This is a genomic window from Caulifigura coniformis (genome assembly GCF_007745175.1).
Classification (GTDB): domain Bacteria; phylum Planctomycetota; class Planctomycetia; order Planctomycetales; family Planctomycetaceae; genus Caulifigura; species Caulifigura coniformis.
In genome coordinates this window covers 3,598,085-3,623,974 of the sequence record NZ_CP036271.1, presented here as the reverse complement: position 1 = coordinate 3,623,974, position 25,890 = coordinate 3,598,085, and the positions used below count along the sequence as shown (strand labels likewise).

21 protein-coding genes are annotated in these 25,890 nt (G+C 63.5%); 8 read left to right on the top strand and 13 right to left on the bottom strand.

Annotated features, from left to right (window positions below; genetic code table 11):
• Positions 1 to 35 precede the first annotated feature (35 nt).
• The gene (locus Pan44_RS14630; protein WP_145030766.1) at positions 36 to 965 is read right to left on the bottom strand and encodes an alpha/beta hydrolase; all 930 of its coding nucleotides are present in this window, start codon (positions 963 to 965) and stop codon (positions 36 to 38) included.
• A 206-nt stretch (positions 966 to 1,171) separates the two neighbouring features.
• Here Pan44_RS14630 and lysS point away from each other — a divergent pair, with 206 nt between their 5' ends.
• The 3 genes from lysS (at position 1,172) to pckA (ending at position 5,987) form a co-directional block, all read left to right on the top strand.
• Complete coding sequence (lysS, locus tag Pan44_RS14625; RefSeq protein ID WP_145030765.1) at positions 1,172 to 2,872, top strand: lysine--tRNA ligase; 1,701 nt, start codon at positions 1,172 to 1,174, stop codon at positions 2,870 to 2,872.
• 93 nt (positions 2,873 to 2,965) lie between these two features.
• On the top strand, positions 2,966 to 4,300 hold the full coding sequence (gene sufD / locus Pan44_RS14620) for a Fe-S cluster assembly protein SufD (RefSeq protein ID WP_145030764.1): 1,335 nt from the start codon (positions 2,966 to 2,968) through the stop codon (positions 4,298 to 4,300).
• 121 nt (positions 4,301 to 4,421) lie between these two features.
• Positions 4,422 to 5,987, top strand: coding sequence for a phosphoenolpyruvate carboxykinase (ATP) (pckA, locus tag Pan44_RS14615; RefSeq protein ID WP_145030763.1), 1,566 nt, complete (start codon positions 4,422 to 4,424; stop codon positions 5,985 to 5,987).
• 122 nt (positions 5,988 to 6,109) lie between these two features.
• Here pckA and Pan44_RS14610 read toward each other — a convergent pair whose 3' ends face one another.
• Both Pan44_RS14610 and Pan44_RS14605 read right to left on the bottom strand, forming a co-directional pair.
• A complete protein-coding gene (locus Pan44_RS14610) occupies positions 6,110 to 7,654 on the bottom strand; it encodes an MraY family glycosyltransferase (protein WP_145030762.1) in 1,545 nt (514 codons plus the stop codon).
• A gap of 128 nt (positions 7,655 to 7,782) precedes the next feature.
• Positions 7,783 to 10,380 carry an O-antigen ligase family protein gene (locus Pan44_RS14605; protein WP_145030761.1) on the bottom strand — a complete coding sequence of 866 codons (2,598 nt, stop codon included), beginning with the start codon at positions 10,378 to 10,380 and terminating at the stop codon, positions 7,783 to 7,785.
• Positions 10,381 to 10,775: 395 nt separating this feature from the next.
• On the opposite strand from Pan44_RS14605, the gene Pan44_RS14600 reads away from it, so the two are divergent.
• Positions 10,776 to 12,098 (top strand): FHA domain-containing protein, encoded by a 1,323-nt coding sequence (locus Pan44_RS14600; RefSeq protein WP_145030760.1) that lies wholly within the window; start codon positions 10,776 to 10,778, stop codon positions 12,096 to 12,098.
• 15 nt (positions 12,099 to 12,113) lie between these two features.
• Here Pan44_RS14600 and Pan44_RS14595 read toward each other — a convergent pair whose 3' ends face one another.
• The 4 genes from Pan44_RS14595 to Pan44_RS14580 all read right to left on the bottom strand — a co-directional run bounded on the left by Pan44_RS14595 (position 12,114) and on the right by Pan44_RS14580 (position 16,333).
• Positions 12,114 to 13,415, bottom strand: a complete 1,302-nt coding sequence (locus tag Pan44_RS14595) for an NAD(P)/FAD-dependent oxidoreductase (RefSeq protein ID WP_145030759.1) — start codon at positions 13,413 to 13,415, stop codon at positions 12,114 to 12,116.
• Between the two features lie 203 nt (positions 13,416 to 13,618).
• A complete protein-coding gene (locus Pan44_RS14590; RefSeq protein WP_145030758.1) occupies positions 13,619 to 14,584 on the bottom strand; it encodes an ROK family protein in 966 nt (321 codons plus the stop codon).
• A gap of 89 nt (positions 14,585 to 14,673) precedes the next feature.
• Positions 14,674 to 15,591 carry a tyrosine recombinase XerC gene (locus tag Pan44_RS14585; RefSeq protein ID WP_145035044.1) on the bottom strand — a complete coding sequence of 306 codons (918 nt, stop codon included), beginning with the start codon at positions 15,589 to 15,591 and terminating at the stop codon, positions 14,674 to 14,676.
• A 76-nt stretch (positions 15,592 to 15,667) separates the two neighbouring features.
• Positions 15,668 to 16,333, bottom strand: coding sequence for a class I SAM-dependent methyltransferase (locus Pan44_RS14580; protein ID WP_145030757.1), 666 nt, complete (start codon positions 16,331 to 16,333; stop codon positions 15,668 to 15,670).
• A gap of 493 nt (positions 16,334 to 16,826) precedes the next feature.
• Between Pan44_RS14580 and rpsO the strand changes: the two genes are divergently transcribed.
• Positions 16,827 to 17,096, top strand: coding sequence for a 30S ribosomal protein S15 (rpsO, locus tag Pan44_RS14575; RefSeq protein ID WP_145030756.1), 270 nt, complete (start codon positions 16,827 to 16,829; stop codon positions 17,094 to 17,096).
• A gap of 505 nt (positions 17,097 to 17,601) precedes the next feature.
• Complete coding sequence (pnp, locus tag Pan44_RS14570; RefSeq protein ID WP_145030755.1) at positions 17,602 to 19,746, top strand: polyribonucleotide nucleotidyltransferase; 2,145 nt, start codon at positions 17,602 to 17,604, stop codon at positions 19,744 to 19,746.
• Positions 19,747 to 19,844: 98 nt separating this feature from the next.
• Here pnp and Pan44_RS14565 read toward each other — a convergent pair whose 3' ends face one another.
• Both Pan44_RS14565 and Pan44_RS14560 read right to left on the bottom strand, forming a co-directional pair.
• A complete protein-coding gene (locus Pan44_RS14565) occupies positions 19,845 to 20,081 on the bottom strand; it encodes a hypothetical protein (protein ID WP_145030754.1) in 237 nt (78 codons plus the stop codon).
• Positions 20,078 to 20,689 carry an ArsR family transcriptional regulator gene (locus tag Pan44_RS14560; protein WP_145030753.1) on the bottom strand — a complete coding sequence of 204 codons (612 nt, stop codon included), beginning with the start codon at positions 20,687 to 20,689 and terminating at the stop codon, positions 20,078 to 20,080. Before Pan44_RS14560 ends, Pan44_RS14565 begins: the two co-directional genes overlap by 4 nt.
• A 159-nt stretch (positions 20,690 to 20,848) precedes the next feature.
• Here Pan44_RS14560 and Pan44_RS14555 point away from each other — a divergent pair, with 159 nt between their 5' ends.
• The gene (locus Pan44_RS14555) at positions 20,849 to 22,228 is read left to right on the top strand and encodes an alkaline phosphatase family protein (protein WP_145030752.1); all 1,380 of its coding nucleotides are present in this window, start codon (positions 20,849 to 20,851) and stop codon (positions 22,226 to 22,228) included.
• A gap of 107 nt (positions 22,229 to 22,335) precedes the next feature.
• On the opposite strand, the gene Pan44_RS14550 is transcribed toward Pan44_RS14555, so the two are convergent.
• The gene (locus Pan44_RS14550) at positions 22,336 to 22,542 is read right to left on the bottom strand and encodes a hypothetical protein (RefSeq protein WP_145030751.1); all 207 of its coding nucleotides are present in this window, start codon (positions 22,540 to 22,542) and stop codon (positions 22,336 to 22,338) included.
• Between the two features lie 130 nt (positions 22,543 to 22,672).
• Positions 22,673 to 24,010, bottom strand: a complete 1,338-nt coding sequence (locus tag Pan44_RS14545) for a right-handed parallel beta-helix repeat-containing protein (RefSeq protein ID WP_145030750.1) — start codon at positions 24,008 to 24,010, stop codon at positions 22,673 to 22,675.
• A gap of 212 nt (positions 24,011 to 24,222) precedes the next feature.
• Between Pan44_RS14545 and Pan44_RS14540 the strand changes: the two genes are divergently transcribed.
• On the top strand, positions 24,223 to 24,408 hold the full coding sequence (locus tag Pan44_RS14540) for a hypothetical protein (RefSeq protein WP_145030749.1): 186 nt from the start codon (positions 24,223 to 24,225) through the stop codon (positions 24,406 to 24,408).
• A 6-nt stretch (positions 24,409 to 24,414) separates the two neighbouring features.
• Here the strand turns inward: Pan44_RS14540 and Pan44_RS14535 are convergent, their stop codons facing one another.
• On the bottom strand, positions 24,415 to 24,642 hold the full coding sequence (locus Pan44_RS14535) for a hypothetical protein (protein ID WP_145030748.1): 228 nt from the start codon (positions 24,640 to 24,642) through the stop codon (positions 24,415 to 24,417).
• Positions 24,627 to 25,832: a Gfo/Idh/MocA family protein gene (locus Pan44_RS14530; RefSeq protein ID WP_145030747.1), complete on the bottom strand. Its 1,206-nt coding sequence runs from the start codon at positions 25,830 to 25,832 to the stop codon at positions 24,627 to 24,629. The genes Pan44_RS14535 and Pan44_RS14530 overlap by 16 nt, the downstream gene beginning before the upstream one ends.
• Positions 25,833 to 25,890 lie beyond the last annotated feature (58 nt).

Genomic DNA, 25,890 nt, shown 5'->3' with positions numbered 1-25,890 from the left:
ACAGAACTTCGTCCTCCGTGAGATTGGATGAGGCCCTACCTGGGGGGAGCGGCTTTGAGCTTTTCGGCGAGGAAGCCGAAGAGATCGGGCCATTTCATGCGGCCGTAGTCGTTGTTGTAGTTGAGCTCGTGCTCGATGCCGACGGCTTCGAGCTTCTGGCCCAACCCTGCGCCGAAGTTGGCCGAATGCGGCGGGTCTTTGTAGTCAACGCCCAGATTGGGAGCGTTGTCGTAGAACAAAAGGACAGGCGGGTCATCGGAACTCGCCAGATCGAAGGGGGAGAATTCCCGGATCTGCGGCAGCAGTGAATCCCGTTTCTCGTGGAACTCCTTCATGCTTCCGAGGGCGAAGGCATGGTGGCCGTAGTCGTTGTTGGGAATCCACGATGACATGAGCTTCGGGTCAAGCGTCGTCTGCGGGACGAATGCGAGCACACCACTCAATCGGGTCGATTCGCGGGCGACCGGGTCGGCGCTCTTCGGGTTAGCCATTTCGTCGTGGAAGGCGAGCCACAAGGCAGTGAAACCACCGGCCGATCCTCCGCAGCCGGCGATGCGTTGTTTGTCGATCTTCCACTCGGCCGATTTGCTGCGGACGAACTGCAGGGCCCGGGCGGCGTCTTCGAGGCAGGCTTTGACCGGCGGATCGACCTTCGCCGCGATTGCATCGGGGATGAGGCGATAGTTGATCGAGACGACGGAGATTCCGCGGTCGAGGCATTTTGCGAGGAAGTCGGGATTGGCCTTGTCGCCGGACATCCAGCCTCCGCCGTGCACGAAGAAGAGGACCGGGGTGCTCGATTCGTGCGGGGCCCGGTAAAAGTCGAGCACCTGGCGCGAATGCGTTCCATACGGGACGTTGGCGAGAGTCGGCTTCGGGACGTCGGGCGCCTGGGCGATGGCCGGGGTTTCCACGGTCAGCAGGGCCGCGAACCCGGCCAGAGTCAGTAATGTCGGAATCCGCATGGCAAGGTTGTTTGTCGATCCACAACTCTGGAAGTCGTCGGCAGGCGACAGAAAGTAGGCGCTTCACCAAAAGCGGGAAAGCGGCCCGAGCAGAAGTCCTGATGGCGAGAGAACTTTGAACGGACGGCCGGTCGGTTGCGATCCCGTGCCGCAACCCACAGACTGGCGCGCTTCCGAAATCCGATTGCGACCTATTTTCTGCGCCCATGACTGCCCCCGCCGGCGTCGACCGCCTCGAAGCGGCCCGCCTTGAAAAACTGAACCGCATTGTCGAACTCGGCCACGATCCTTACGGCCAGCGTTTCGACAACCACCTGCCGATCGGCGAAGCGCGCGCGAAGGCCCCCACGGAAGTCGGCGTGATTGGCGAGATGGTCCGCGTGGCGGGGCGCATCATTCGCTGGCCGAAGACGGGGAAGCTGCAGTTCGTCCACATTCAGGACACGACCGGCCGCATCCAGCTGATGATGTCGAAGGCGGATCTCAGCGAGCCGCAGTGGGAACTGATCCGGGCCCTCGACCTGGGGGACATCGTCGGTGTCGACGGGAAGCTGCGGCTGACGAACTCGGGGGAAGTGACGATCTTCGTCGAGTCGATCTGCGTCCTGACGAAGTCGCTGGCGCAGCCGCCGGAGAAGTTTCACGGGGCGAAGGACATCGAGCTGCTGCTCCGGCACCGTGAAGTCGACCTGATTTACACAGAAGGGGTGGTCGATCGGCTGCTGCTTCGCAGCCGGATCGTGCAATCGATCCGCGACACGCTGCGGGAGCGAAGCTTCCACGAGATCGACACGCCGGTTCTGCATGCGATCGCTGGCGGCGCCGCGGCGCGGCCGTTCATTACGCATCACAACGCCCTCGACATTCCGCTGTTCCTGCGGATCGCCCTCGAGCTGCACCTGAAGCGGCTGATGGTGGGTGGGATCGAGCGCGTGTATGAAATGAGCCGCGTGTTCCGCAACGAGGGAATCGACGCGACGCACAATCCCGAGTTCACGATGCTGGAGGCGTACCAGGCGTTCGGCAACTACGAAACGATGATGGACCTCACGGAGGCGATCGTCGTGAACGCGGCGAGGGTGGTGATCGCGAACGCGAAGCCTGCCGCGGAAGGGGTGATCGCGGCGGCCGAAGTTGACGGCCGGCTGGTCTTCCCGTGGGGTGACACGACGATCGACCTCACGCCGCCGTGGCAGCGCATCCGGTACGAGGACGCATTCCGCGAGCACGTGGGCTGCGACATGCGCGACCAGTCGGCGGTCGTCGCGGCGGCGCAGAAGATCGGGATCGATCCGACGGGCAAGCATGATGACGTGCTGATCAGCGAGGTGTTCGAGGCGATCTGCGAAGACAAACTGGTCGGGCCGGTGTTCCTGATCGACTATCCGGCGTCGATCTGCCCGCTGACGAAGCGGAAGGCCAGCGAGCCGCGCGTGGCCGAGCGGTTCGAGCTGTACATCCACGGGATGGAGCTGGCGAACGCGTATACGGAGCTGAACGATCCGCGGCTGCAGGAAGAACTGTTCACGACACAACTGGCGGGGCAGGACGCGGAAGAATCGATGGCCAAGATGGACGTCGATTTCATCAAGGCCCTGAAGGTGGGGATGCCGCCTGCGGGGGGGCTGGGGATCGGCATCGACCGACTGGTGATGCTGCTGACGAACACGCGGAGCATCCGGGATGTGATTGCGTTTCCGCTGCTCAAGCCCGAGAAGGCCCCTGCTCCGCCGGCGAAAGCGGCGGCGAAGAAGCAGGAAGCTCCGGCGCCTGCGGGAACATACGAGTGCGTCGAGTGCGGGCACTTGTTCCAGCTGACCGAAGGAGCGATCCTGCCCCCCTGCCCCAACTGCAGTACGCCGCACCACGTGACGTGGGCGTGGCGGGTGAGTTCCAAGAAGGCTTAACCGGCCTGTCGAGGCCGGCTTTCGTTCGCGTTGTTGGCATTTCAGTCCGAAGTGCCAACAATCAGCCATTGCATCGCGTTTTTCGAGTCTCCCATGTCGTCCGCTGTGACCGCCAAATCGTCCAATTCACCCTATTCGGCGGAGGCCTTTGACCGCTGGGTCTCCGGCCGCAACGAGCCGGCGTTCCTCAGTGACAAGCGCCGCGCGGCGTTCGAGACCTATCGCGAGTTGCTTCAGACGCCGCTCAATCCCGAGGAATACAAGCGGGTCGATCTGCGGACGTTCAAGCCGGATCAGTACCTGCCGCCGGTGAAGGGGGACGCGGCGAAGCCTGCGGCCGTGGCGACGCTGATGCAGGACCGTGCGGAATTCGGCGGGGCGATCGTGCATGTCGATGGACGGTGCACGCAGTCGACGCTGGATCCGGCGCTCGCGGCGAAAGGGGTGCTGTTCGGCGACCTTGCCGAGCTGCTGGTGACCCACCGCGAGAAGCTCGAGCCGCATTTCATGACGACGGGGGTGAAGGCCGACCAGGACCGGTTTTCCGCCTGGCATGCGGCGTACTGGACCGGTGGAACGGTGCTGTACGTCCCACGGAATGTTGAGATCAAGGTTCCGCTGTACAGCCTGATCAACCAGAACACTGCGAACGGCGCGGAATTCACGCACACGCTCGTGATCCTGGAAGACGGAGCGTCGGCGACGCTGCTGGAAGAGACGGCCTCGACGGAAGAGAACACCGACGGCATGCACGTCGGGGCAGTCGAACTGCTGGTCGGTGCAGGCGCCCGGCTGCGTTACGTGCAGCTGCAGAACTGGAACACGCGCACGCGTCACTTCGCCCACCAGGTTGGCCGTGTCGGCAAAGACGGGATGCTGCAGTGGACGGTGGCCGGGCTCGGCTCGCGGATGTCGCACGTTCACCAGCATGTTCATCTCGACGGCCAGGGCGCCCATGCCCAGGTGAACGGCGTCATTTTCGCCACCGAGAAACAACTTCTGTCGTTCTACACCGAGCAGTCACACAACGCTCCGAACACGCAATCGGACCTGTTGTACAAGGACGTCCTTCGCGACACGGCCCGCGTGATCTGGCGGGGGATGATCAAGGTCGAGAAAGACGCCCAGAAGACGGACGGTTACCAGCGGAACGACGCGCTGCTGATGAGCGCCGACGCCCGGGCCGATTCGATTCCTGGCCTGGAAATCGAGGCGGACGACGTGCGGTGCACGCACGGGGCGACGGCGGGCCGCGTGGACCGCGAACAGCTGTTCTACTGCATGTGCCGTGGCCTGAGCGAATATGAAGCGATGCACATGATTGTCGAGGGGTTCTTCGCGGGAGTTTACGACCGGATTCCGGTGGAGCTGGTGCGGGAGACGCTTCGCGAGGCGGTGGAGAAGAAGCTCGGCATCGGGCGGGTGTGAGAAAATCGCGGCATTGCGGTTGCCTGATCTGGAAGAGGCCGGTCGAATAACCGGCCTCTTTCCTTTTGATCCCCAGTGATTCGCCGCGTCGCGACGTCCCGGGGCAGCCAAGGACGCCGCCGTGTCGCTGATCGACCTGCATTCGCACAAGATTACGGTCAAAGCCTGTCACCGGAATCTGCCCCCTTCGCGGCTGTACGAAGAAGCGATCCGACATGAGCCGGGGACGACGATCTCCGACCGGGGCGCGCTGATCGCGTATTCCGGAGAGAAGACGGGGCGGTCGCCGAAGGACAAGCGGGTGGTCAAGAAGGCGCCGTCGGCCGATCACGTGTGGTGGGGGCCGGTGAATTTTCCGCTCGATGAGCCGACGTTCATGATCAATCGTGAGCGGGCCATCGACTATCTCAACACGTGCGAGCGTCTCTACTGCGTTGACGGGTACGCGGGGTGGGACCCGCGTTACCAGATCAAGATCCGCGTGATCTGCGCGCGGCCGTACCACGCGTTATTCATGCAGAACATGCTGATCCGTCCGACGGCGGCGCAGCTGGAGACGTTCGGCGAGCCAGATCTCGTCATCTACAACGCGGGTCGCTTTCCCGCCAACCGTTACACGACGGGGATGACGTCGCGGACGAGCGTCGACCTGAGCCTCGAGCGCAAGCAGGTGGTCATCCTGGGGACCGAGTATGCCGGAGAAATGAAGAAGGCGGTGTTCACGTACATGAACTACGCGATGCCGGGGGCGGAGATCCTGTCGATGCACTGCTCGGCGACGGCCGACCGGGAGACGGGATCATCGGCCCTGCTGTTCGGTCTGTCGGGGACGGGCAAGACGACGCTGTCGGCCGATCCCAAGCGCCTTTTGATCGGCGACGACGAACATTGCTGGACGGACGACGGCGTGTTCAACGTCGAAGGCGGGTGTTACGCGAAAGCGGTCTATCTGACCCGGGAGGCGGAGCCGCAGATTTTCGACGCGCTGCGGTTCGGGGCGGTGCTGGAGAACGTCGTTTATGACGAGGCCGATCACCATGTCGACTTCGGGGACACGACGATCACGGAGAACACGCGGGGCGCGTATCCGATCGAGTTCATCGACAACGCGAAGGTTCCGTGCGTCGCGGGGCATCCGCGCGACGTGGTGTTCCTCACGTGCGATGCGTTCGGGGTGCTGCCGCCCGTCAGCCGGCTGACTCCGGAGCAGGCGGAGTATCACTTTCTCAGCGGGTACACGGCGAAGGTGGCGGGAACGGAAGTGGGCGTTTCGCGTCCGGAAGCGACCTTCTCGCCCTGCTTCGGCGGCCCGTTCCTGGTGTGGCATCCGCACAAGTACGCCGAACTGCTGACGCAGAAACTGAAGCAACACGATGCGCAGGTGTGGCTGGTGAACACAGGCTGGATCGGGGGACCTCCGGGCGTTGGCAGCCGGATCAGGCTCGCTTACACGCGGGCCATCATGGACGCGATCTACTCGGGGGAGCTGCGCAAAGCTCCGACGGAAGTGGAGCCGGTGTTTGACCTGGCGATGGTCACGAAGTGCACGGGCGTACCTGAGGAAGTTCTGCGGCCGCGCGCCTCATGGGCAGATCCGGCGGCCTATGACGCGGCTGCGACGTCGCTGCTGGCACTGTTCCACCACAACATGCAGAACCTTGGCCAGGGTGGAGCGATGGCGGGTTGAACGGAGGGCCGCGAAGTTCCTAAGTTCGATCCGCCGGAGCGCGTCCGCGCGGGCGTCCAACAGGTGCGGACGGGAGCTTGTGACCGGAGTACGCCCTTGTGACCGGAGAAGGCCGAGGCCACTTAGACGGCCGACATTTCGTTCGAGCTGATCGCGGAGATGTCGCCGGAGCTCTTCTGCGAGGCGACGTACTCGACCTGAAGCAGGTCGTGCAGCTGGACTTCGAAGGGGCGGAGGGCCTCGAGGAACTCGTTGAGATACCCGAAGCCTGATTCTTCCGTGGCGGCGCCGGCGACAAAGAGGCGTCCCACGCTGATGGGGCCTGCGATCAGCGGGACTTCGGAGGTCCAGACCCGCGAGGCATGCGGCGGATGCTTCCGCTCCCAGGTGGCGTGGTACTCCTCGCCAATAGAGGGTGCGCTCACATTCAGGCGGACGCTGGACAAGTCGAACTTCTCGGCCATCTCGAGGAGGGCCTCCCAGAGCAGGTCCCATTCTCGTTTGCCGTGGAACCGCGACTTCAACGGCTGCGGCGCCCGTTTGGCGCGATACGGCAGGCGGACGAAGGAGGCAGTCAGCCCCAGGACCTTCTGAGCCAGCAGACGACATTCGGAGTGGCCGAAGTAGCGAGTCGCGACAAGCGTTCCGAGGACGACCGCGACGGTCACCAGGGCGATGACTTCGTTCTTGCTGTAGACGCTGACGAGGGCGCCCGCACAGCAGACAACGCACAGCAGGCCGACGAGGAAGACGATTCCCAGGCCGCTGAAGCCATGCTTCTGGAGGACGTGGTGGAGGTGGCCGCGGTCAGTGGTGTAAAGGCTGCGTCCGGTCAGCTTCCGCCGGAGGATCGCCATGCCGACGTCGAAGATGAGGACGGCCCAGATGGCGGTCGGTGCGGCGAGGGCGACGGTGGCGGGGCCCTTCAGGGAGCAACGGATCGCGAGGACGCCGAGGACGAGCCCGATCAGCATGCTTCCGGCATCGCCGAGGAAGATCTTTGCGGGGGGGAGATTGTAAATCAGGAAGCCGGCGAGGCTGCCGGCCATCGCGAGCGCACAGACCCCGTCGACGGGGAAGTTGTTCATCGTCGCGAGGATGGAGAGGGCGACGCTGAAGACGACTCCGATCGTGGTCGCGAGTCCGTCGACGCCGTCGATCAGGTTCAGGGCATTGATGGCGCCCAGCAGCCAGAACATGGTGAACGGAACGGCCGCGACACCCATTTCGATCTGAAAGCCGAAGAGTTCGATGCGGTCGATCCGGAGTCCGCCGAGCACAGAGACGCAGAAGACCGCCGCGATCTGGGCGAGGAACTTCTGCCGGCCGCGGATCTCGAACTTGTCATCGAGCAGGCCGACGATCACGAGGAAGACAGAGGCCCCGGCGATCGCTGTCAGGAAGGAACGATCGGCGTTGCCGATGTTGATCCAGCGCGATCCGACGAGTCCGCAGATGACGAGCGAGAGGCCCATCGACAAGAGGACCGCGAGTCCGCCGCCGAGGGCAACGGTTCGGCCATGGAGCTTGCGGTGTCCATCCGGGGCATCGACCAGTCCGGTCGCGAAGGCGATCCGGCGGACAATGGGCGTGAACACCACCGCGAGCACGAAGGCGAGCCCGGCAATGACATACGGGGCATCGATCGGGGCAGCAGCTAAGGGCATTGTGATTTACAAAACTCGAAAGTGAGCCGCCCATCCCGCGAACCGAGGGACGAGGCGTCGTCATGAATCTTGTTCAAAGGCCCGAACAACAATCCCACCAGATACCCGGGGGGACATCGCGGGACATCCTAACGACTGTCCGGGACCGCTTGCCGCTGCAAGTTCGTCAATTTTTGTTGAATTGCCGATTGGCGAGGGAAGTCATCCACGGCCTGTTCCAGATCCTGAATGGCTTCCTTCCGACGCCCCAGGGCGAATTTGGTCTCGGCCGCCCGAACGCGCCATACCCATGCGAGGGGATTCTCGCGAATTGCGATCTCAAACTGCTGTAGTGCTGCTGCATCCTCTCCGCGAATCCGGAGAATCCGTCCCATCTGGCCGGCGACGGCAGTGCCGTCTCCGGCGTCCTTCAACAGAACTTCAACATGGTTCGCGATTGGACGAGCAACGGCCGTGCCATCGGGCGACTCAGCGTAAAAGAGCAGCATCTCAATGTCGCGAGGGAGGACCTTTTCCAGCCGCCCGGGCTGTGCCAGCCATTCGCCGCCGGCCGCCATGATGAGCGGGAGCTGCTTTGACGAAACTGCAGTCGCCTGCTTCCAGACGGCCAGCGCCAGGTCATCGGCTCCGAGTTCGCGGGCCATGGCTCCCAGGAGGGTGAGGCGCGAGCCATCGGAGGGAGAACCGACGGCTGCAAGCGCGATGCTTCTGCGGGCTGAATTGCGATCCTGGTCGACAATGGTCTGCGTCATGGCGTTGCGCTGTGCGGCGATCGAGACCCAGCGGCAGCCGGCGAGGGCCGATTCATAGGCGGACTTCGCCGCTGTGAGCGATTCGGTCTCGTCGGCCCGGAACAGGGCCTGGCGGAACTGGTCCTGCGAGGCTTCGTCTTCGAGCGTGGCGGCCTGAGAGAAGAGGGATTCGAGCGAGGTGCGGGCCCAGAGTTCTTCTTCGGGCCGCGACGCGGAAACAGGATCGGCCTTGAGGGCGGCGAGGAGGCTCGTCCTGAACCGGAATGTCAACAGGTTTCCGAGCGTCCGTTGCAGTTCGGCATCGTCAGGACGCATTTCGGCTGTCGCCTGAACACCGCTGACAAGGAGGTCGAGGGTCTCCGCGGACGCGGCGTCGGGCGTGTCGAGCGGACCGATCGAATCGGTTGCGACAGATGCCGCGGAGGCGACCGCGACTTCGCGCCAGGCGAGTCCGCCGGCGGCCAGCAGGACGAGTCCAATCGGAATGGCGGTTCGGGCGCGAAAGACCATTGGGGAGCCGAGGTTCGGCACGAGGCTGAAGGGAAGCGACCGGGCGGCGGTTCCCGCCGTGACGCCTGCGAGCGTGGCTGCGGTCAACAGGTTGGCAGGGAGCGTGATGCCGAAGTCAGCGAGGCCCTGCGCGGCCTGCGAGGCAACGAGGACTCCTCCCAGGATGGCGGCATCGCGCTGCTCCCAGGGCGCCCGGCTTTCCAGAAGTCGCCGGATGTCGATGAGCAGCAATCCGATCGTGGCCAGGACGAGCACGAGGCCGACGATGCCGTTCTCGACCAGGAGTTCGAAGAACTGATTGTCCGCATTCACAAACCAGCGATTCGTGTCGGCCTGCTGGTACGGACGATTGATGTAGCGATAGGCGCCCATTCCCTGCCCGAGCCAGGGAGCATCCTGAACGGCCCCCATGGTTTCCGACCAGTGCTTCAGCCGCTCGTCCTGATAGGTATAGGAATTGAGAACGGCAAACCGCTTGCGGATTTCCTTCCCGACACCGAACGTCCCGACCGCAACGGCGATGAGCGGGAGGACGACAAAGATCACGGAGACCACGAGCCGCGATCGACGCGACTTGAGCAGGATCAACATGGCCGCAATGACGGCAGCGCCGAGTCCCACCAGGGCGCCACGCGAGAGGGACGCCGCGACTCCGGCACAGATCGCCACCAGGACGATCACCGGGAGAATGACGTTCGAGCGGCCTTCCGACCCACCGGTGCTGGTTCGCGTCGCGTGGAAGGAGTCGTCGGTCCGGCGAAATGACCGCCCCATCTTCGGGGCAGCCGCCAGAAACGCCCATGCTGCAGCGGCGGCTGCACCAATATTGAGCATGCCCGCCCCATTATTGCGATTCACGTACGGCCCGAACGGATGGGCGGAAATCTGGATCGGGACGGACCCGAAGAGCATCCCCTGCCATTCTTCCCAATGCGCCTTCTGCCAGACTCCAAAGACCGCGATGGCCGCGGCATTCAAGGCAATGGGGACGTAGAGCCACATGCGTGTCCCGGCATCCCGGAAGAGCTGGATGCCGAGAAACGCCGCGCAGAGCCCGAAGAGCAGCCGGGCGGCCGTCACGCGGGTCATCGCCGGTGCGACGCTGATGGGCATGGGAGCGGGGATCGCGATTTCCTCGATCTCCGCGTTGGCGGCCTGTGCGAGGACCGCATGGGGAGGGACATCGGGGACGTTCGCAAATGGAATCAGCTGAAACGCCGCGAGAACGATCAGCAAGAGAGGGGGAAGGAGACTGTCGACGAGGATGGTCCCGCCGTCCTGGTGAGACGCGGGACGCGTCATCACCGAGACCCACCAGCAGACGAGGGAGGCCAGAATGCCTGCAAAGATCGGGGGCTGCCACTGGAGGGGATAGCCACCAAACGGCCACGGCGCGGCGACCAGAGTGACGATCAACGCCAGGCGAGCCAACGCCGCGAATAGAGAGGAAGTCGAACCGGACATGCCGAACTGCGGTTCCTGAATGAGGTCCTTTCGCGGGGTGCGAAACGGAACTCCTTACAGCATCCCGCATTCCAACGAGACGCGATCATCGACGAGAAGGTGAAGCTTGCCGCGGACCGGCACAACCCGTAAAAACGTTGTTGTCACTCGGACGTGGCCAGCCAGAGGGCGCGGATGCGTCGCCTGGTTCCGACTGTTGATAGCGGGAATCCGGACCGCATTCAAACCGGAAATCCGTCTAATGCCGGCTTATGAACTTCGGGTCATTGACCGGGGTCCGGATTGGCCGTGACAATCAGGCGGTCTACGACACACAGGGAAGTCGTTGACGGAATGGTTTCTGCACCTGTGATGGAACGGCCATCACTCGTCGGAAGCCAGCACAGGAGAACTGAATGCCGCCTCTTTCTCGGCCGCGCCGCCGGCGCATGCTGCTGATGAATGAGTCGCCCATTGGCAACGAGGTTGTCGAACCGGCGCAGGCGGAGATTCCGTCCTCCATTGCTCGCACAGCAGGCACGATGCAGCAGCAGTTTCTGGAAGACTGTGGCGTTCCCGAAGGATTCGAAGTCCAGATTTCGGTCCAGGGACGACCTGAAGTTCATACGGTCCACGTCGACGCGGCGTTCACTTTTCTCGGCCGTGATGAAGAGTGCGGCGTGCGACTCGCCGGCGCAGAGATCGGGCGTCATCACGCCTATCTGCAGGCGGTAGCCGGACAGTTCATGGTGGTCGATCTGGGAAGCCGCACGGGCATCCGGCAGAACGGGCGTGCCGTGCGAGCGGCGCTGCTGAGTCCGGGCGAGACGATCGAGCTGGGCCCGTACACACTTCGAGTTTCGAATGACGCGCGGTCGGATTTCCACGACCTCCCCACCGACTCACTGGCCCATCGCGGCAATCCCCCGATCGCACTCGCCTTCGTGAACCAGTCGAAGCCGATCGATCCCTGGACACTCGACACTCCGGCCACGCTGATCGGCTCGGCGAAACCGTGCCGGATTCGCCTCGAACATGCGACGGTCACTCCTCAGCACGCCGCGATCATCCGGGGCTTCACCCGCTGGTGGATCGTGGACCTGAATTCGCAGGCGGGCACGAACCTGGACGACCGTCCCGTTCCGTTCGGACCGCTGAAAGTTGGGTCGAGGATCCGACTGGGGCGGTTCCAGATCGAAATCCAGCGTCCCAAGGTTGCCGAGTCGGTGGTTCAGGCCCCGATCTTCGATGAAGGGAACGTGCATACGCCTTCGGCGGCGCGCACTCCGTCGCTGGTCAACGTCGTGCCGACGATGCCCATGGCGGACGCTCCGGCTGCAGCTCCCGGGCCGCAGGTGGTCAACGAGCACCTCGTGCTTGAGTTGTTCAAGGAGTTCGCCGCGCTGCACGAACGGACCGTGTCGCAGATGCAGCAGTCGTTCCGGGAGATGCTGGAAGTCGCCACGACGAACCGGACCGCCCTCCCTGCTCCACCTGCTGCGGAAATGGCGGCCCCGGATGTCGCTACCGAGCCCGCGCCGGCTGCCGCCGCTGCGCCGGAGCCTGTCGAGGAACTCGAACCGAGCCTGACGGACCTGATGCACAGCGACGATCCCGAGGAGCGAGCCGCGGCCCAGGAACTGCTGGCCGCGCAGATGCGGTCACTCGACGCGAAGCTGCGTGGAGAGCGCGAGGGGATCGCCAAACGGCTCCTTCGCTCACTGTCGCTGACGAAGTAAGCGCCGGACAGGGCTTCAATTCTCCGGTTCGCCGAGGAAGCGGTTCGTGTCGGTGATCAGGCGGGCGGACCTGTTGAACGTCACATAGTTCCAGGCCCACTGCATGAGGACCAGCAGGCGGTTCTGGAACTGCACCAGGAACAAGAGGTGCACGAACAGCCATGTCAGCCACGCAAAGAAGCCGCTGAACTTCCAGTTGCCGAGCTTCACGACTGCCGCGCCGCGGCCGATCGTGGCCATGCTGCCGGGGTCTTTGAAGTGGAACTCCGGGATGGGGGCCAGCGAGAGCCGCGCGGCAATGACGCTGGCAACGAACTGGCCGGCCTGCATGGCGGCCGGGGCGACACCGGGGAGCATTTTTCCTGATGCGTCGGCGTAGGTACTGAGGTCGCCGATGACGAAAATGTCGGGATGACCGGGGAGAGTGAAATCGGGCTGAACGACCAGCCGCCCTGCGCGGTCGCGCTGGATGCCTGCGGCCTTCGCCAGCGCTTCGCCGATGACGGCCCCCTGCACTCCCGCGGCCCAGAGGATCGTGGCCGCAGGCAGGGTCTCCTCCACATCGCCGGACTTTACAGTGGCGCCGGCGTCGGTGATGTCGACGACCATCGTCTTCAGTCGGACATCGACTCCGAGGCGTCTCAAGGCTTCGGCTCCGTCTTCGGAGAGATCGGGGTCGAATGCGGGCAAGAGCCGCGGTCCAGCTTCGATGAGCAGGACGTGCGCCTCGGCCGGATTGATCCTGCGGAAGTCTTTCTTGAGGGTGTGCCGGGCGATCTCGATTAGTGTGCCGGCCAGTTCCACGCCGGTCGGTCCAGCCCCGACGACAATGAACCGCAACAGCCGGGCGCGTTCGGCGTCGCTGGAGACCCGCTCCGCCCGTTCAAAGGCCGAGAGGACGCGGCGGCGGATCTCGGTGGCGTCTTCAATCGTCTTGAGCCCTGGGGCGAACCGTTCCCACTGGTGATTGCCGAAGTAACTGTGCTTGGCGCCGGCGGACACGATCAGCGTGTCGAAGGGAACGCGCTCATCCTCGAGGACGACTTCCTTAGTTTCGAGATTGAAGTCGATCGCCTTGCCGAGAATCACCCGGCAATTGCGTTGCCGTCGAACGAGCGAGCGGAGGGGCGCCGCGATGTTGGCCGGGGACAGTCCGCCGGTGGCGACCTGGTACAGCAGAGGCTGGAAGAGATGAAAGTTGCGCTGGTCGATGAGGGTGACTTCGACCGGCTCGCGGGCGAGCGCTTTCGCGGCACGCAATCCGCCAAATCCGCCTCCGAGAATGACGACTCGATGTCGCCCGTTCGCGGGCTGCATTGTTCAAATCCGATCTCGAAAGCCTTGATACGGCAGGAAGGGAGGCGCGGCTCGCGCCGAATCTGGATCGTTGCCAGCGACTCGACGCGGGAACGCGGGACGCGCTTCCACCCGATGATAGGTCAGTGATGGAGCCCGTCGATTCGAAAATCGCCGGCCCCCCCGCCCGACGTTCCCCGGGGACACGAGAGCCGCCGGGACGTTCAGGCCAATCCGCGCGCCGCGAGCGCCACTGCTCCGAGGATGCCCGCCTTGTCGGAAAGGAGCGATGGTTCGACGCGGATCGTTTCCGGCGGGTACATGGGGACGCGGGCGACGACCTCTTCCCGGATGCGTTCGATCAGCACTTCTCCGATTCGGGAAACGCCTCCCCCAATGACGATCAAATCGGGATGGATCGTGGTGACGATGTTGGCGACGGCGATGCCGAGCCAACGTCCTGCCCCCTGAATCGCATCGCGGCAGGCATCGTCCCCCTCGTCGGCCGACTCCGCCACAAGCTTGGCCGTGATCTTCGCGGTATTGCCCTCCGACTTCTCGCGGAGGATCGGGGCGAGGCCCATCAGAACAAGCCGGACGCCTTCGGCCGCGATGGCGGTCCCGCTGGCGAGCGTTTCCAGGCAGCCGTAGTTTCCGCACCCACAGCGAGGCCCATCGGGCTGGATGGTCTGATGACCGACTTCGCCGGCCGCGCCGATCGGTCCGAGTCTCAGTTTGCGGTCGATCACGACGCCGCCGCCGATTCCCGTGCCGATCGCCATCAGAACGAAGGTGCCGATGGCCGGATTTCGGCCGTGGCCGTAGGCCAGTTCCCCGAGGGTGGCTGTCCGCACGTCGTTGAGCAGCGTGACGGGACAATCGACCAGAGCGGAGAGGGTGTCGGCCGCGGGGACGTCTTTCCAGTGGCCCATCAGGTTCGGCAGGAACTTGGTGATGCCGCGGGGAATGTCGACGATTCCGGGGATCCCCATGCCGATGCGCCGGGGAGCGGCGCCGGTCTGGGCGGTCAGGTGCTTGACCCCTTCCGCGATCCGCTTGAGGACGGAATCGGGCCCGCGGTGCGACTCAGTCGGAATCGACGATTCGGCCAGGATCTCGCCGTCGGCCGTTCCGAAGGCCAGCTTGACGGAGGTCCCGCCGACATCCACTCCCGCAAAAACATCGTCCATTCCCGCGCTCCTGACACCCTGTCCAGAAAGCGCGATTGTAGACGACGACGGCAGCCCGCAGAGAAGATCTCCCCTGAAATCCCCTTCAGTCACCGCTCCCCATTTTTCTTGGCATGCGGGTGCGACGCCTCGTAGGTTTCGCGCATGCGCCGGGTGCTGACGTGGGTGTAGATCTGGGTCGTGGTGAGGCTCTTGTGGCCGAGCATCTCCTGGACGCTGCGGAGGTCGGCGCCTCCATCGAGCAGATGTGTCGCGAAGGTATGCCGCAACGTGTGCGGGGTCGCGAGCTTCGGGTCCATGCCCGCATGCTGCAGATGGCCGTACAGCATGCGGCCGATGCTTCGCGTGGTCAGGCGTTTGCCGAAACGATTAAGGAACATCGCCTTGCCGTCGGACGCGGAAGCCTTCTCCGCCGGCCGACGCAGGTAGAGCCACTCGTCGAGGGCCGCGGCCGCGAACTTCCCGATGGGGGCGATCCGTTCCTTCTTCCCCTTACCGCGGACACGGATGACATTGGCGGAGCGGTCCCAGTCTTCGACGTTCAGACCGACGAGTTCCGCAACGCGGAGACCGGCCGAGTACATGGTCTCCAGGATTGCCTTGTCGCGGACTCCGAGCTTTTCGCTGGAGACGGGGGCATCGATGAGCTGATTGACCTGGGGATTACTGAGGAACTTGGGCAGGGAGCGACCGATGCGAGGGGTCCGGAGGGCCTTGGCGGGATTCGCCGCGGTGATGCCTTCGCGCGTGGTATAGCGGAAGAGGCTGCGCAGGCAGGCGAGTCGCCGGGCGATGGTGGTCCGGGCGTAGTTACATTCGTGCAGATAAGCGATGAACGCCCGCAGCATCGGGATGTCGATCTGCTCGACCGGCGGCATCGATCCGACGCGGTCCTGCAGAAAGTCGGAGAAACTGTTCAGGTCTTCGCGATACGACTTGAGCGTCAGCTCGGACGCATTTCGCTCGAGGTGCAGATATCGAAGAAATCCCTGAACCGCTGTCTGCACGAAACCTCCGGGAACAAAAGAAGTCACCACGGTGACATCCAGGTGAGGATGTCACCGTGGTGTGTTTCTGACAGTCTCAGGCCGCTTTCCGACTGTTGCGGGTCTTCGGCATGGCGGCGGTCCGCGCCTGGCGGTGCCACTCGAGCCGGGACACGGGGGTCTGGGGGATGGTGATCTGGATCAGCTGGAGGTCGAGCTTCGGCCCCTTCTTCAGCCAACCGAGGAGGGCCTGCATCAGGCCGCCGTCGCGATAGACCAGTGACTTCTTCTCGACGGTGAAGGCTTCGAGCTGGCGATTCCAGCGGGCGAGCCACTCGGTGGAGGGCGTCCCTTCCCGCCCGGCGGTGGGCTCGACGATGATCATGCGGCCGCCGGCCTTCACGCAGGAGAGGAGGTTGGCGGTCGCGACGTAGTGTTCCGCAGTCGCCAGTTCGCCGCGAAACGAGGGCATCGGACGCACGATGACGGCGTCGAAATGATGCTGGGGGTAGCTCATGGCCGAGCTGAGGCTGCCGAAGGCGAACTGGCTCTTGGGTGCGAGGAGCTGCCCGGAGGCGGCGCCGAGGTCGAAGCCGTACGCGTCAATTTTCTTCGATGCGAGCAGGGCCAGCGATTCTCCGCGGCCGCAGCCCACTTCCAGAACGCGAGTGTCAGATCCGGCCTTGATCCCGGCGAGAGCCTTACCCCAGAACGAGGCGTGGAGGACCAGTGGCTGCCGAATGGACACAACTTCCGAGGACATTGCGAGCTCCTCCGTGAATTCAGCGCTGCGTTGAGGCAGCGGCGATCCCGGTCCATCCGTGCGGACCAGGGAAAAGGGATCGATTGCGATGAATGCGACGTGGCTTTCGCGGAACCGCGAAGTGGGTCGCCCCTTGTGTATCGATCGCCGTCGCGGGCGAATTCAGGCCGCTCATCCATCGTGCGTCACAACGATTGAGGGGCCGCCAGAAAGACCGTTCGTGCCATTCGCGCCGCTTGTGCGCGATGAATCGCAGGAAGAACCAGTGCGGTCGGACGCGGGAGGCCGAGTTGCAGCGTCGCGGTGGCGAGAGTGGGGTGAAACGCCGATGACGGGCAGGAGGGTCCCGCTGCACTCAGAGTGTTTGCTGAACGTGTCAGGATGGGAAACCCGAAGTCGGTTGAATCGCCACAAGTAGTTGTTAGAGTACGGCCTTCGACCAATTGTTGAATCGAGTCGCGGGTGGAGATAAACCCGCTGGGAATCGAAGGTTATGGCAATCACGAAAGAACGGAAGACGGAGCTGATCGGCGAATATCGTCGGACCGACGGGGACACAGGTTCTCCGGACGTGCAGATCGCCGTGCTGACGGAGCGGATTAATTCGCTGACGCAGCATCTGCAGAGTCATCGGAAGGATTTCTCCAGCCGTCGCGGATTGCTGATGCTTGTCAGCAAGCGCCGGCGTCTGCTGGATTACGTTCGTCGGCTCGATCCCGATCGTTATGTGTCGCTGATCGGGAAGCTGAGCCTGAGGAAGTAGGAGGGCCGCGCTCGGCGTCGCGGTTCTGATCCCGGGACGTCGCTTCAAGGCCAGAGGCGGCGTCGCACGCGATGCCAGAGGAGGCGAGCCAGCTGGTGTTCCGCTCAGGACATGGGCTGCCCGCAGCAAAAGGTCGATGGTGCGTATCTGATACGTGCCATCCGCCAGCTTCGCAGGCCTGTCACGCCTGCAAGGCGCCCGCGCGAAATCGGTTCGCCGGTGCGTCAGTCACATGAAGCCGTGACGTTGAGTGGTTCAGGCCGGTCCCACGACTTCCGGCCTGTTGTCAGCCGGTTGTGTTCTGAAGCCTGGTTGGTCCGTTCCGGCTGCGGTGCTCATGCCCGCAGTCGCCCTGCGACCACGGAATTCTTTGAGACCCCAGTGATCGCGGCGAACGCGAAGGCTGCGCGGGGCTCTCAAGACGCAGGATCTTCAGCAGACGCGAAAACGCGGCGGCGGCCAGTCGTCAAGTCGGTTGGGTCGGTAGAAACAGTAGGAATCATCAGTGAAGGTCCAGGTCTCAGCAGAAGTTGCGGGCAGAACTCTTTCAATCACCACAGGCGAGATCGCCAAGCAAGCCAGCGGCTGCGTTCTGATCCAGTACGGCGAGACGGTCGTGCTGGTGGCGGCCCAGACCGGCGGAGTGAAGCCCGGTCAGGATTTCTTCCCGCTCACCGTCGACTACCGTGAACGGCTCGCGGCGGCAGGCAAGTTCCCCGGCGGGTTCCTGAAGCGGGAAGGACGCCCTTCGACCCGTGAAATCCTGACGGCCCGTCTGACCGACCGTCCGATCCGGCCGCTGTTCCCGGAAGACTATTTCAACGAAGTGCAGGTGATGTCGAACGTGATGTCGTTCGACGGCGAGAACGATCCTGACGTTCTCTCGATCATCGGCGCCAGCGCCGCCCTGTCGATTTCGGACGCACCGTTCAACGGCCCGATTGCGGCGGTGCGGGTCGGCCTGATCGAAGGGAAGCTGATCCTGTTCCCGACGATGGCTGAGATCGCCAAGAGCTCTCTCGACCTCGTGGTGGCGGGCAGCAAGGACTCGATCCTGATGATCGAAGGCTTTGCCGACCAGCTTCCGGAAACCGAAATGGCCGACGCCCTGATGTTCGGTCATCGGGCGATCCAGGAACTGTGCAAGCTGCAGAACGATCTGGTCGCCAAGGCGGGCAAAAAGCCAATCACGTACGTGCCGGGGACCGTGAACCCGTGGCTGGCGACCGTGAAAAGCGAATGGGCCGGCAAGATCAAGACGGCCCGCCAGAGCCCGAAGAAGGCTGAGCGGTCCGCCGCGACGAAGGCCGTCAAGGAAGAACTGATTGCGAAGTACTATCCGGCCGGCGTGACCGTGCTGGAAGATGGCCGCACCATCGAGCAGCTGAAGGCGGCGTTCTCGGACGTCGATCATCACGCCTGCCGCGATCTGACGATCGAAGGGAAGCGGCTCGACGGACGGAGCACCACGGAACTGCGGAACATTGACTGCTCCGTCTCGATCCTTCCCCGCGTGCACGGCTCGGCCCTGTTCACCCGCGGCGAAACGCAGTCGCTGGCGACTGTTGTTCTCGGCACCGTCCGCGACCAGCAGAAGGTCGACGGCCTGCTCGAAGAGTACGGCAAGCCGTTCATGCTGGATTACAACTTCCCGTCCTACTCGGTCGGCGAAACCCGCCCGATCCGCGGACCGGGTCGTCGCGAAATCGGACACGGCATGCTGGCCGAACGTTCGGTCCAGTGGGTCCTGCCCAAGGCTGAAAAGTTCCCCTACACGATCCGCGTGATCTCGGACATCACCGAGTCGAACGGCTCGAGCTCGATGGCTTCCGTCTGCTCGGCGACCCTGTCGCTGATGGACGCCGGTGTGCCGATCACGCAGCCCGTGGCCGGCATCTCGATCGGCCTGATCAAGGAAGGCAGCCGCTTCACGCTGCTGACCGACATCATGGGCGACGAAGATCACTTCGGCGACATGGACTTCAAGGTGGCCGGCACCGGCCGCGGAATCACCGGCATCCAGCTTGACCTGAAAATCGCCGGCATCAACGAAGAGATCATCCGCAAGACTCTGGAGCAGGCGAAGACGGCCCGCATGGAGATCCTCAAGCGGATCCTCACCGCCATCCGCCGCCCGCGCGGCGACATCTCCCCCTACTCTCCCCGGATCGTGTCGACCAAGATCGATCCGGAGAAGATCGGCATGGTCATCGGACCTGGCGGCAAGAACATTCGCGCCATCCAGGAACAGACGGGCACCCAGATCGACATCGTCGACGACGGAACCGTGACCATCGCCGGACCGGCCAAGTCGAACTGTGATGAAGCCCTGGCTCGCGTCGAAGCGATCACCGAGGACATCAAGGTCGGCCGCATCTACACCGGAACGGTCAGCTCGATCAAGGACTTCGGCGCCTTCATCGAAATCGCCCCGGGCAAGGACGGCCTGTGCCACATCAGCGAACTGGCTGATGGGTTCGTGAAGTCGGTGACGGACGTCTGCCGCGTGGGCGACAAGCTGGAGGTGAAGGTCATCGCCGTCGACGACCAGAACCGGGTCAAGCTGTCGCGCAAGGCCGTGCTCGCCGAGAAGGGTGAGACTGCCGCTCCGGCCGTGTCGGACGACGACGATTTCGACGACGAGGAGTAATCGTTGATCTGCAGCCTGCGGGCTGTCTCAACGCAGATTTGATTTCCAGCACCCCGGCTGCATCTCGCAGCCGGGGTGCTTTGCGTTTGGGCGACGCCTCAAGGGATTGCCTGATTTTTCCCGGCGCCCGGGTTCTGAAACCCTCGAGCGACGGAAACCGAGGAAACGTACATCCCCACCATCAGGGGAGCGGCCTGCGCAATGAGGCGCAGGAAGTTGGCCCGTCCGGCGGAGAGCGAGTCCGTCACAAACGGCAGGATCACCGATGCCAGTGTGGCGGCCGCCCAGATGCCTGCGTTGATCGAGACGGCTCTTTTCGCAGTGTCAGATGTCATGTGTCGCGTTCCTCATCATGGAGTGATCGTGCCCCGCGCGTGCGAACGACGGGAGACAGGTAAGTCAGATGCGCAATCAGCTGCCCTTGCCTCTTCTGCATGCCCTCCTGAAGGATTCGGTCGATGACTTCCTCGTGTCGCCTGATCTCCGCCAGCTGCCGGTCATCGAGCCATGAAATTCGCCAGTTGAACCGGAAGTTTTGCTTCGGACCTTCCAGCACCGCTGTGCCTGAATGGAATGCGGCCTCGACCGTCCGCCACGCGTGTTTCAGCATCGTGTGAAACAGCCGCAGGCTGCGCTCACGGGTCCGTGCTCGACTGAGATCTCGATCGATCGTGATCTCTTCCGCGACGGTCTGGTAAAGCGTTTCGGTTTGCGTACCGACCTTCCGACTGCCGACGTCGGTGACGAGACCTGCTTTTAGAAGCTGTCGCAGGTGGTGATACAGGCCATCGGCCGGCCGCTGCAGCCACGACGAAAGTTCACGAATGGCGCAGGGGCCGGCCATCAGCATGAACACCAGCATCTCGACGCGCACTGGCGAATTGACCGCGCGCCATTCGGCGTCGCTTCTCACGGTAAACAGCTTTTGCCGTGGAGTCGTCATTCCAGGACAAGCGTATCAGCACTATTGAAATATGTCGACCATTTTTCAATAGCGGCATTGGTCGCCGACCACGGCCACCGCGCTCTCCCCGCTGTGATTGGTCCCCACCGCATTGCTTCCTAGAATCTCACCCTTCGAGCCGTGAAACCGGGAGTCGCCATGCGTGTCGCCGTTTGCCTCTTCGCAATCCTGCCCCTCTTCGTCGCGGCCGTGAACGCGGCCGATGCGCCGGCTGGCAAGGACCGCTGCGTCGTCCTCATCAGCTTGGATGGCCTCGCGAACTTCTATCTCGACGATCCCAAAGCCGAGATGCCGTATCTGAAGTCGCTGATCAAGTCGGGGACAAGATCGGCCGGCACGGTCTGCACTTTCCCCACGGTCACGTGGCCGAACCACACCACGATGGTGACGGGGGTTCCGGCGGCGGAGCATGGGGTGCTTGGCAACGACTACCTCGACCGCAAGACCGCGGAGAAAGTCCAGCTGCTGACCGACCCGGTGTTCGACAAGGACGAGGTCGTGACGTCGCCGACGATCTACGACGTCGCCCACGCAGCGGGGCTGAAGACAGCTGGTATCATCTGGCCTGCAACGCGCAATGCGAAGACGCTGGATTTCCAGGTTCCCGACATGGCGAAGGACGGCTGGCAGAAGTACGGCACGCCGACGTGGCTCGAGGAACTGCGGCAGGCGGGCATTCCCGTCGACAAGCACGGCACTTACTGCACCGACTCTTCCGGGGGGGGCGTCCTCCGCGACTGGCTGTACACGAAGCTGGCCGACCACCTGTTCCAAAACCATCCGCCCAATCTGCTGCTGGTGCATCTGATCGAGGTCGATCACATCGAGCACAAGTACGGACCGCAGAGTCCGGAGGCCTACTGGGCCGTGAAGTTCATCGACGACCGGCTGCGTGACGTGGTCGAGTCGTCGAAGAAATCGCCGTACGCCGACAAGACGACGTTCGTGATCGTCAGCGACCACGGTTTCCTTCCGATCACGCGCGAAATCCGTCCGAACGTGCTGCTGAAACAGGCCGGTTTGATTACGGGCGACGGCAAGGGGCCTGCGAACCGGCAGGTGTACTCAGTTGCCAACGGAGGCGGGTGCCTGGTGTACCTGCTCGACCCGGCGAAGAAGGCCGAGCTGATGCCGAAGCTGATCGAGAAACTGGGAGCGATCGAAGGGGTGGATACAGTGATCACTCCCGACCGGTTCGCGGAACTGGGCCTGGCCTCGCCGGAGAAAGATCCGCGTGCTCCCGATTTCTGGCTCGCCGCGAAGAGCGGATACAGCTTCAGCGATTCGATCGTGGGCGACGACGTCGTCACGCTGCGTGAAACTCCTGGGGGAACGCACGGATACCTGCCGAACCAGGCGCCCTTGCACGGAACGCTGGTCCTGAATGGCTATGGTGTGAAAGCGGGCGGGCAGTTGCCGATCGTTTCCAATATGGACATCGCGCCGACGATCGCCGCCCTGCTTGGCGTCAAGATGCCGACTGCCAAAGGCAAAGTTCTCAAGGACGCCCTTCATTAAAACTCGGCTACGGAGATCGACGCTTCGAGCGCGGCCGACTTGAGTGGTCAGGTCGCCGCGCCACTTCGCCGAAGCACTGGCGTCGTCCTCACCGGCCGCCCTACCCTTCACCGGGTGATCTGCCAGATGAAGAGGGCACACGCTGCGGCGACACCCCAAAACCCCATGCCCAGCAGCAGGACGGCGCAGCCATCGGGGTCTTCGACGGGCGCCCTGCCGAACAGGCGCATCACGCCGTACCCTGGCAGTTTGATGACGATCTCGGCGACCACTTCGCCAACGGCCTGGACGACGAAAAGGGCGAGTTCTTCCACGTTCGGATCAGCGGGCTGGATTCAGGACATCCCGAAAACGGATGGTCTGGTATCCCGGCTCACCAGATCCGGCCGCCTGGAGGTCCGATTTTCGGGAACTCTTTTCGCCGGTGCCCGGCCTGCGGGCGATTCACCCGCCGCTCATGCGGACGACATCCCGCGCGAAGCCGGTCACGGTGTTGTCCGCGAGGGTGATGTCGCGAGTGAGTTCGCCCAGGCGGATTCCCATACGGTTTGCGGGGCCGCGCGTTTCCTCGATGACGTTGTGGCGAATGGTGACCTGTTCGGTCCCTCCCTGGACGTCGAGCGCGACCGCGGAATCGCCGCCGTTGTTCACGAGCGTGTTCCGCTCGACGAGATTGCGATGAGCGCAGAAGGAGGGGCCGCGTTCGGGCCGGAACAGGAGGCCGTTGTCCCTGCTGTCGGTCACGCGGTTGTTGCGGATGATGTTGTCGGTGTCGCGATGTCCGATCGAGATGCCGACGCCGTTCCTTTCGCAGACGTTGTCTTCCGCCAGGCCGTACTTCACGCCCCAGCAGAAGAAGATTCCGATCTGATTGTCAGTCAGCTTGTTTCGGCGGATCAACGGCCGCTGCGATCCTGAACCGGGATGCAGGCCGAGACCGGCGTGACCGGTGCTGTGGCAGTCTTCGACGACGACATCGTGACAGATCTGCCAGCTGAGCCCGTCGCCGTTGTAGTTGAGAGCGTTGACGCGACGAAACTGGATGTCGCGGCAGTCCTGCAGGAAGACGCATCCGGCGTGGTTACCGTCGAGGTTGGCGTTGTTCGCGCGGTCTCCATCGAGAGTGAGCTGCTCGATGGCGATGCGTTCGATCTCCTCTCCTGTCAGCAGCGGGAAGAGGGCCTCGGCGACCGGCGCCCCCTGCTCCCAGATGTTCTGCTTGAGGGCCGCATCGAGCTTGAACCGGTCTCCCGAGCGGGCGACCAGCCGACGCTTGAGGACTTCAGTCCCGCCACTATGGGCGTTCTTGAACCGGAGGCAGACGCTGTCGCCGACTTCAAAGCCATGCCCGGGAGCCAGGGTGATTTCCTGGTCGTACCAGTCGGAGTCGGCCAGCAGTTTCGACGACCGGGATGGAACCTTGGTGACGACCGCGTCGTCGCCGCTGCCAAGAATGCGGACATTCGACCTGAGATGCACGGCGCCGCGAAAGACATACTTCCCAGGCAGGAGGTGGACAGTTCCGCCGCCGAGCTGGGCGACGTAATCGACGGCTGCCTGCACAGCCTTATGGCTGAGGCCGATGATCTCGGCGTCCTTCGCGCCGACGGTGATCGTCAATCGCTCGTCCCAGTTGGGTTCGACGCGATTGTCGAACGACGTGGCGCGGGGATTGGTGACCGGGGGGCGATCGTCGGAATGGCCTGGGGCCGCCAGCCCGGCAGCGACGGCAGCAGATGAGGAAACCAGAAATGACCGACGAGAGAAAGCGGGCGAAGTCATCAGGTGCTCCATTTCGCGACTGGCCATGAGTCCTGGATGGCGCGGGAGGACGCGGCCGGTCGGGTACGTCTGTGTTCTAAGCAATGCGTCCGCTACGGGCCACGACGGGCCGGAATTGTGCCGACAGGCCGCTTCTCCTGGCCCCCCCGTGCAGGATACCCTGACCGCCGCACGTCAGATTCACCGTTTGTCCGGGTTCTGAAAGGGCGTTCATGGGCGAGTTCATCGTGGCACTGATGTTCACGCTTCCCGGCTATTTTCTGGTCTGCGGGTTCATGGGAGCGGACGTCGCCGAGCGAAACACGCCGCTGGTTGTGATCGTCAGCATCCTGGCCTGGGCCGTCCTGTGCCTGTCGGTTTACGGAATCGCGTACGCGATCGCCAATGCGCTCCTGTGAAGGTCGTTACCAGAACGTTCTTGCCGACGGCTCATGACGGCGCGTGATCTCAGCCAGCCTGTACCGCAGCCAGGCGATCGAGATCTGCCGCCACAACCAGCCGCCCGAATTCAGTTCTTCGGCGAACCAGTTCATTGCCCACTGTTCGAACCCGGAGCGGGCGCCGTCCCGCCAACGGGTTCGCCCGTCGACCACGAAGTGGCAAACGGCCCGCTTCCTCAAGCCGATTTCCATCGGGCCGTCTCCCCGGTCCGCATTGCCGTGTTCGCCATGTGGGCGGCCGACGCTGCACTGACGCCCGCCTCAGCGGGGGCCGTGGGCGTTTTCCTCGAGCGCATGCACTCGACCCAGTTGGCGACGTGGACCATTTCACCATCCGGTTTGTCGTAGAAGTCGAGTCCGCGGGCTCCTGTCCCGAGGATCATCTCGCTCGCCTGTACGGTGCTCTTCCGCTGCGGGATCACCTGGTATCCACCGCGGTCGATGTAGAGTGTCGCTTCCGTGCCCATGAACTCGACCATCGAGGCGGTTCGCGCGTTGTAGAACGTTCCCTCGAAGTGGGCCTGCACCTGCTGCTGCGGATAATTCAGCAGTGTCTGCACCGTATCGGGCGTCTCCCACATGTCTTTCTTCTGATACCAGTCCCCCAGCGCCACGGCCGTGTCGGGATGATCGAGATCGAGGAACCAGTGGACGACGTCAATCCAGTGGACCATCAGGTCAGTGAAGATGCCGCCGCCGAAATCCCAGAACCATCGCCAGTTGCGGAAGCGGTACTCGTCGAACGGTTGCTCAGGCGCATTTCCGCAGAACCGATTCCAGTCGACGGAAGCCGGATCGATTCCCAGCGGCCCCTTCTTTCCCCGCTCGGCCTGCCGGTTCCACGACAGGTGAACCTTGTGGATCTTCCCGATGTGACCCGCCTTCACCAGTTCGTAGGCCTTCTGGATGTGCGGCATGCTGCGCTGCTGCGTTCCCACCTGTACGATGCGGCGGTTGTCGTTCTGGGCGGCGATCACTTTCGCCCCCTCCGACAGGTCATGCGTCAGCGGCTTTTCGACATACACGTCCTTGCCGGCCGCACAGGCGTCGCAGGTCATCTGCACATGCCAGTGATCGGGCGACGCGATCATCACGGCATCAATGTCCTTGCGGTCGAGCAGCTCGCGGTAGTCGTTGTGGATCGTCGCGTTCGCGTCGGCGATCTTCTTTCCGGCCTGGCGATTCTGTTCCCAGACATCGGCGACGGCAGTGATTCGCGTTCCGGGGATCGACGCCAGCGGCCGGATGATCGCGCGACAGCGGCCTCCGAACCCGATCAGCCCAACATTGATCGTTTCATTGGCGAAATAGCCGCGGGAAGTGGCCGTGAAGCCGGCGGCCAACGCGGCGGTGGAGGACTGGAGGAAGTGACGGCGATTCATCAGGAGCACTCCGAGAAGAAATTCACCACAGAGACACAGAGTCCGGGAGAAGAGGGAG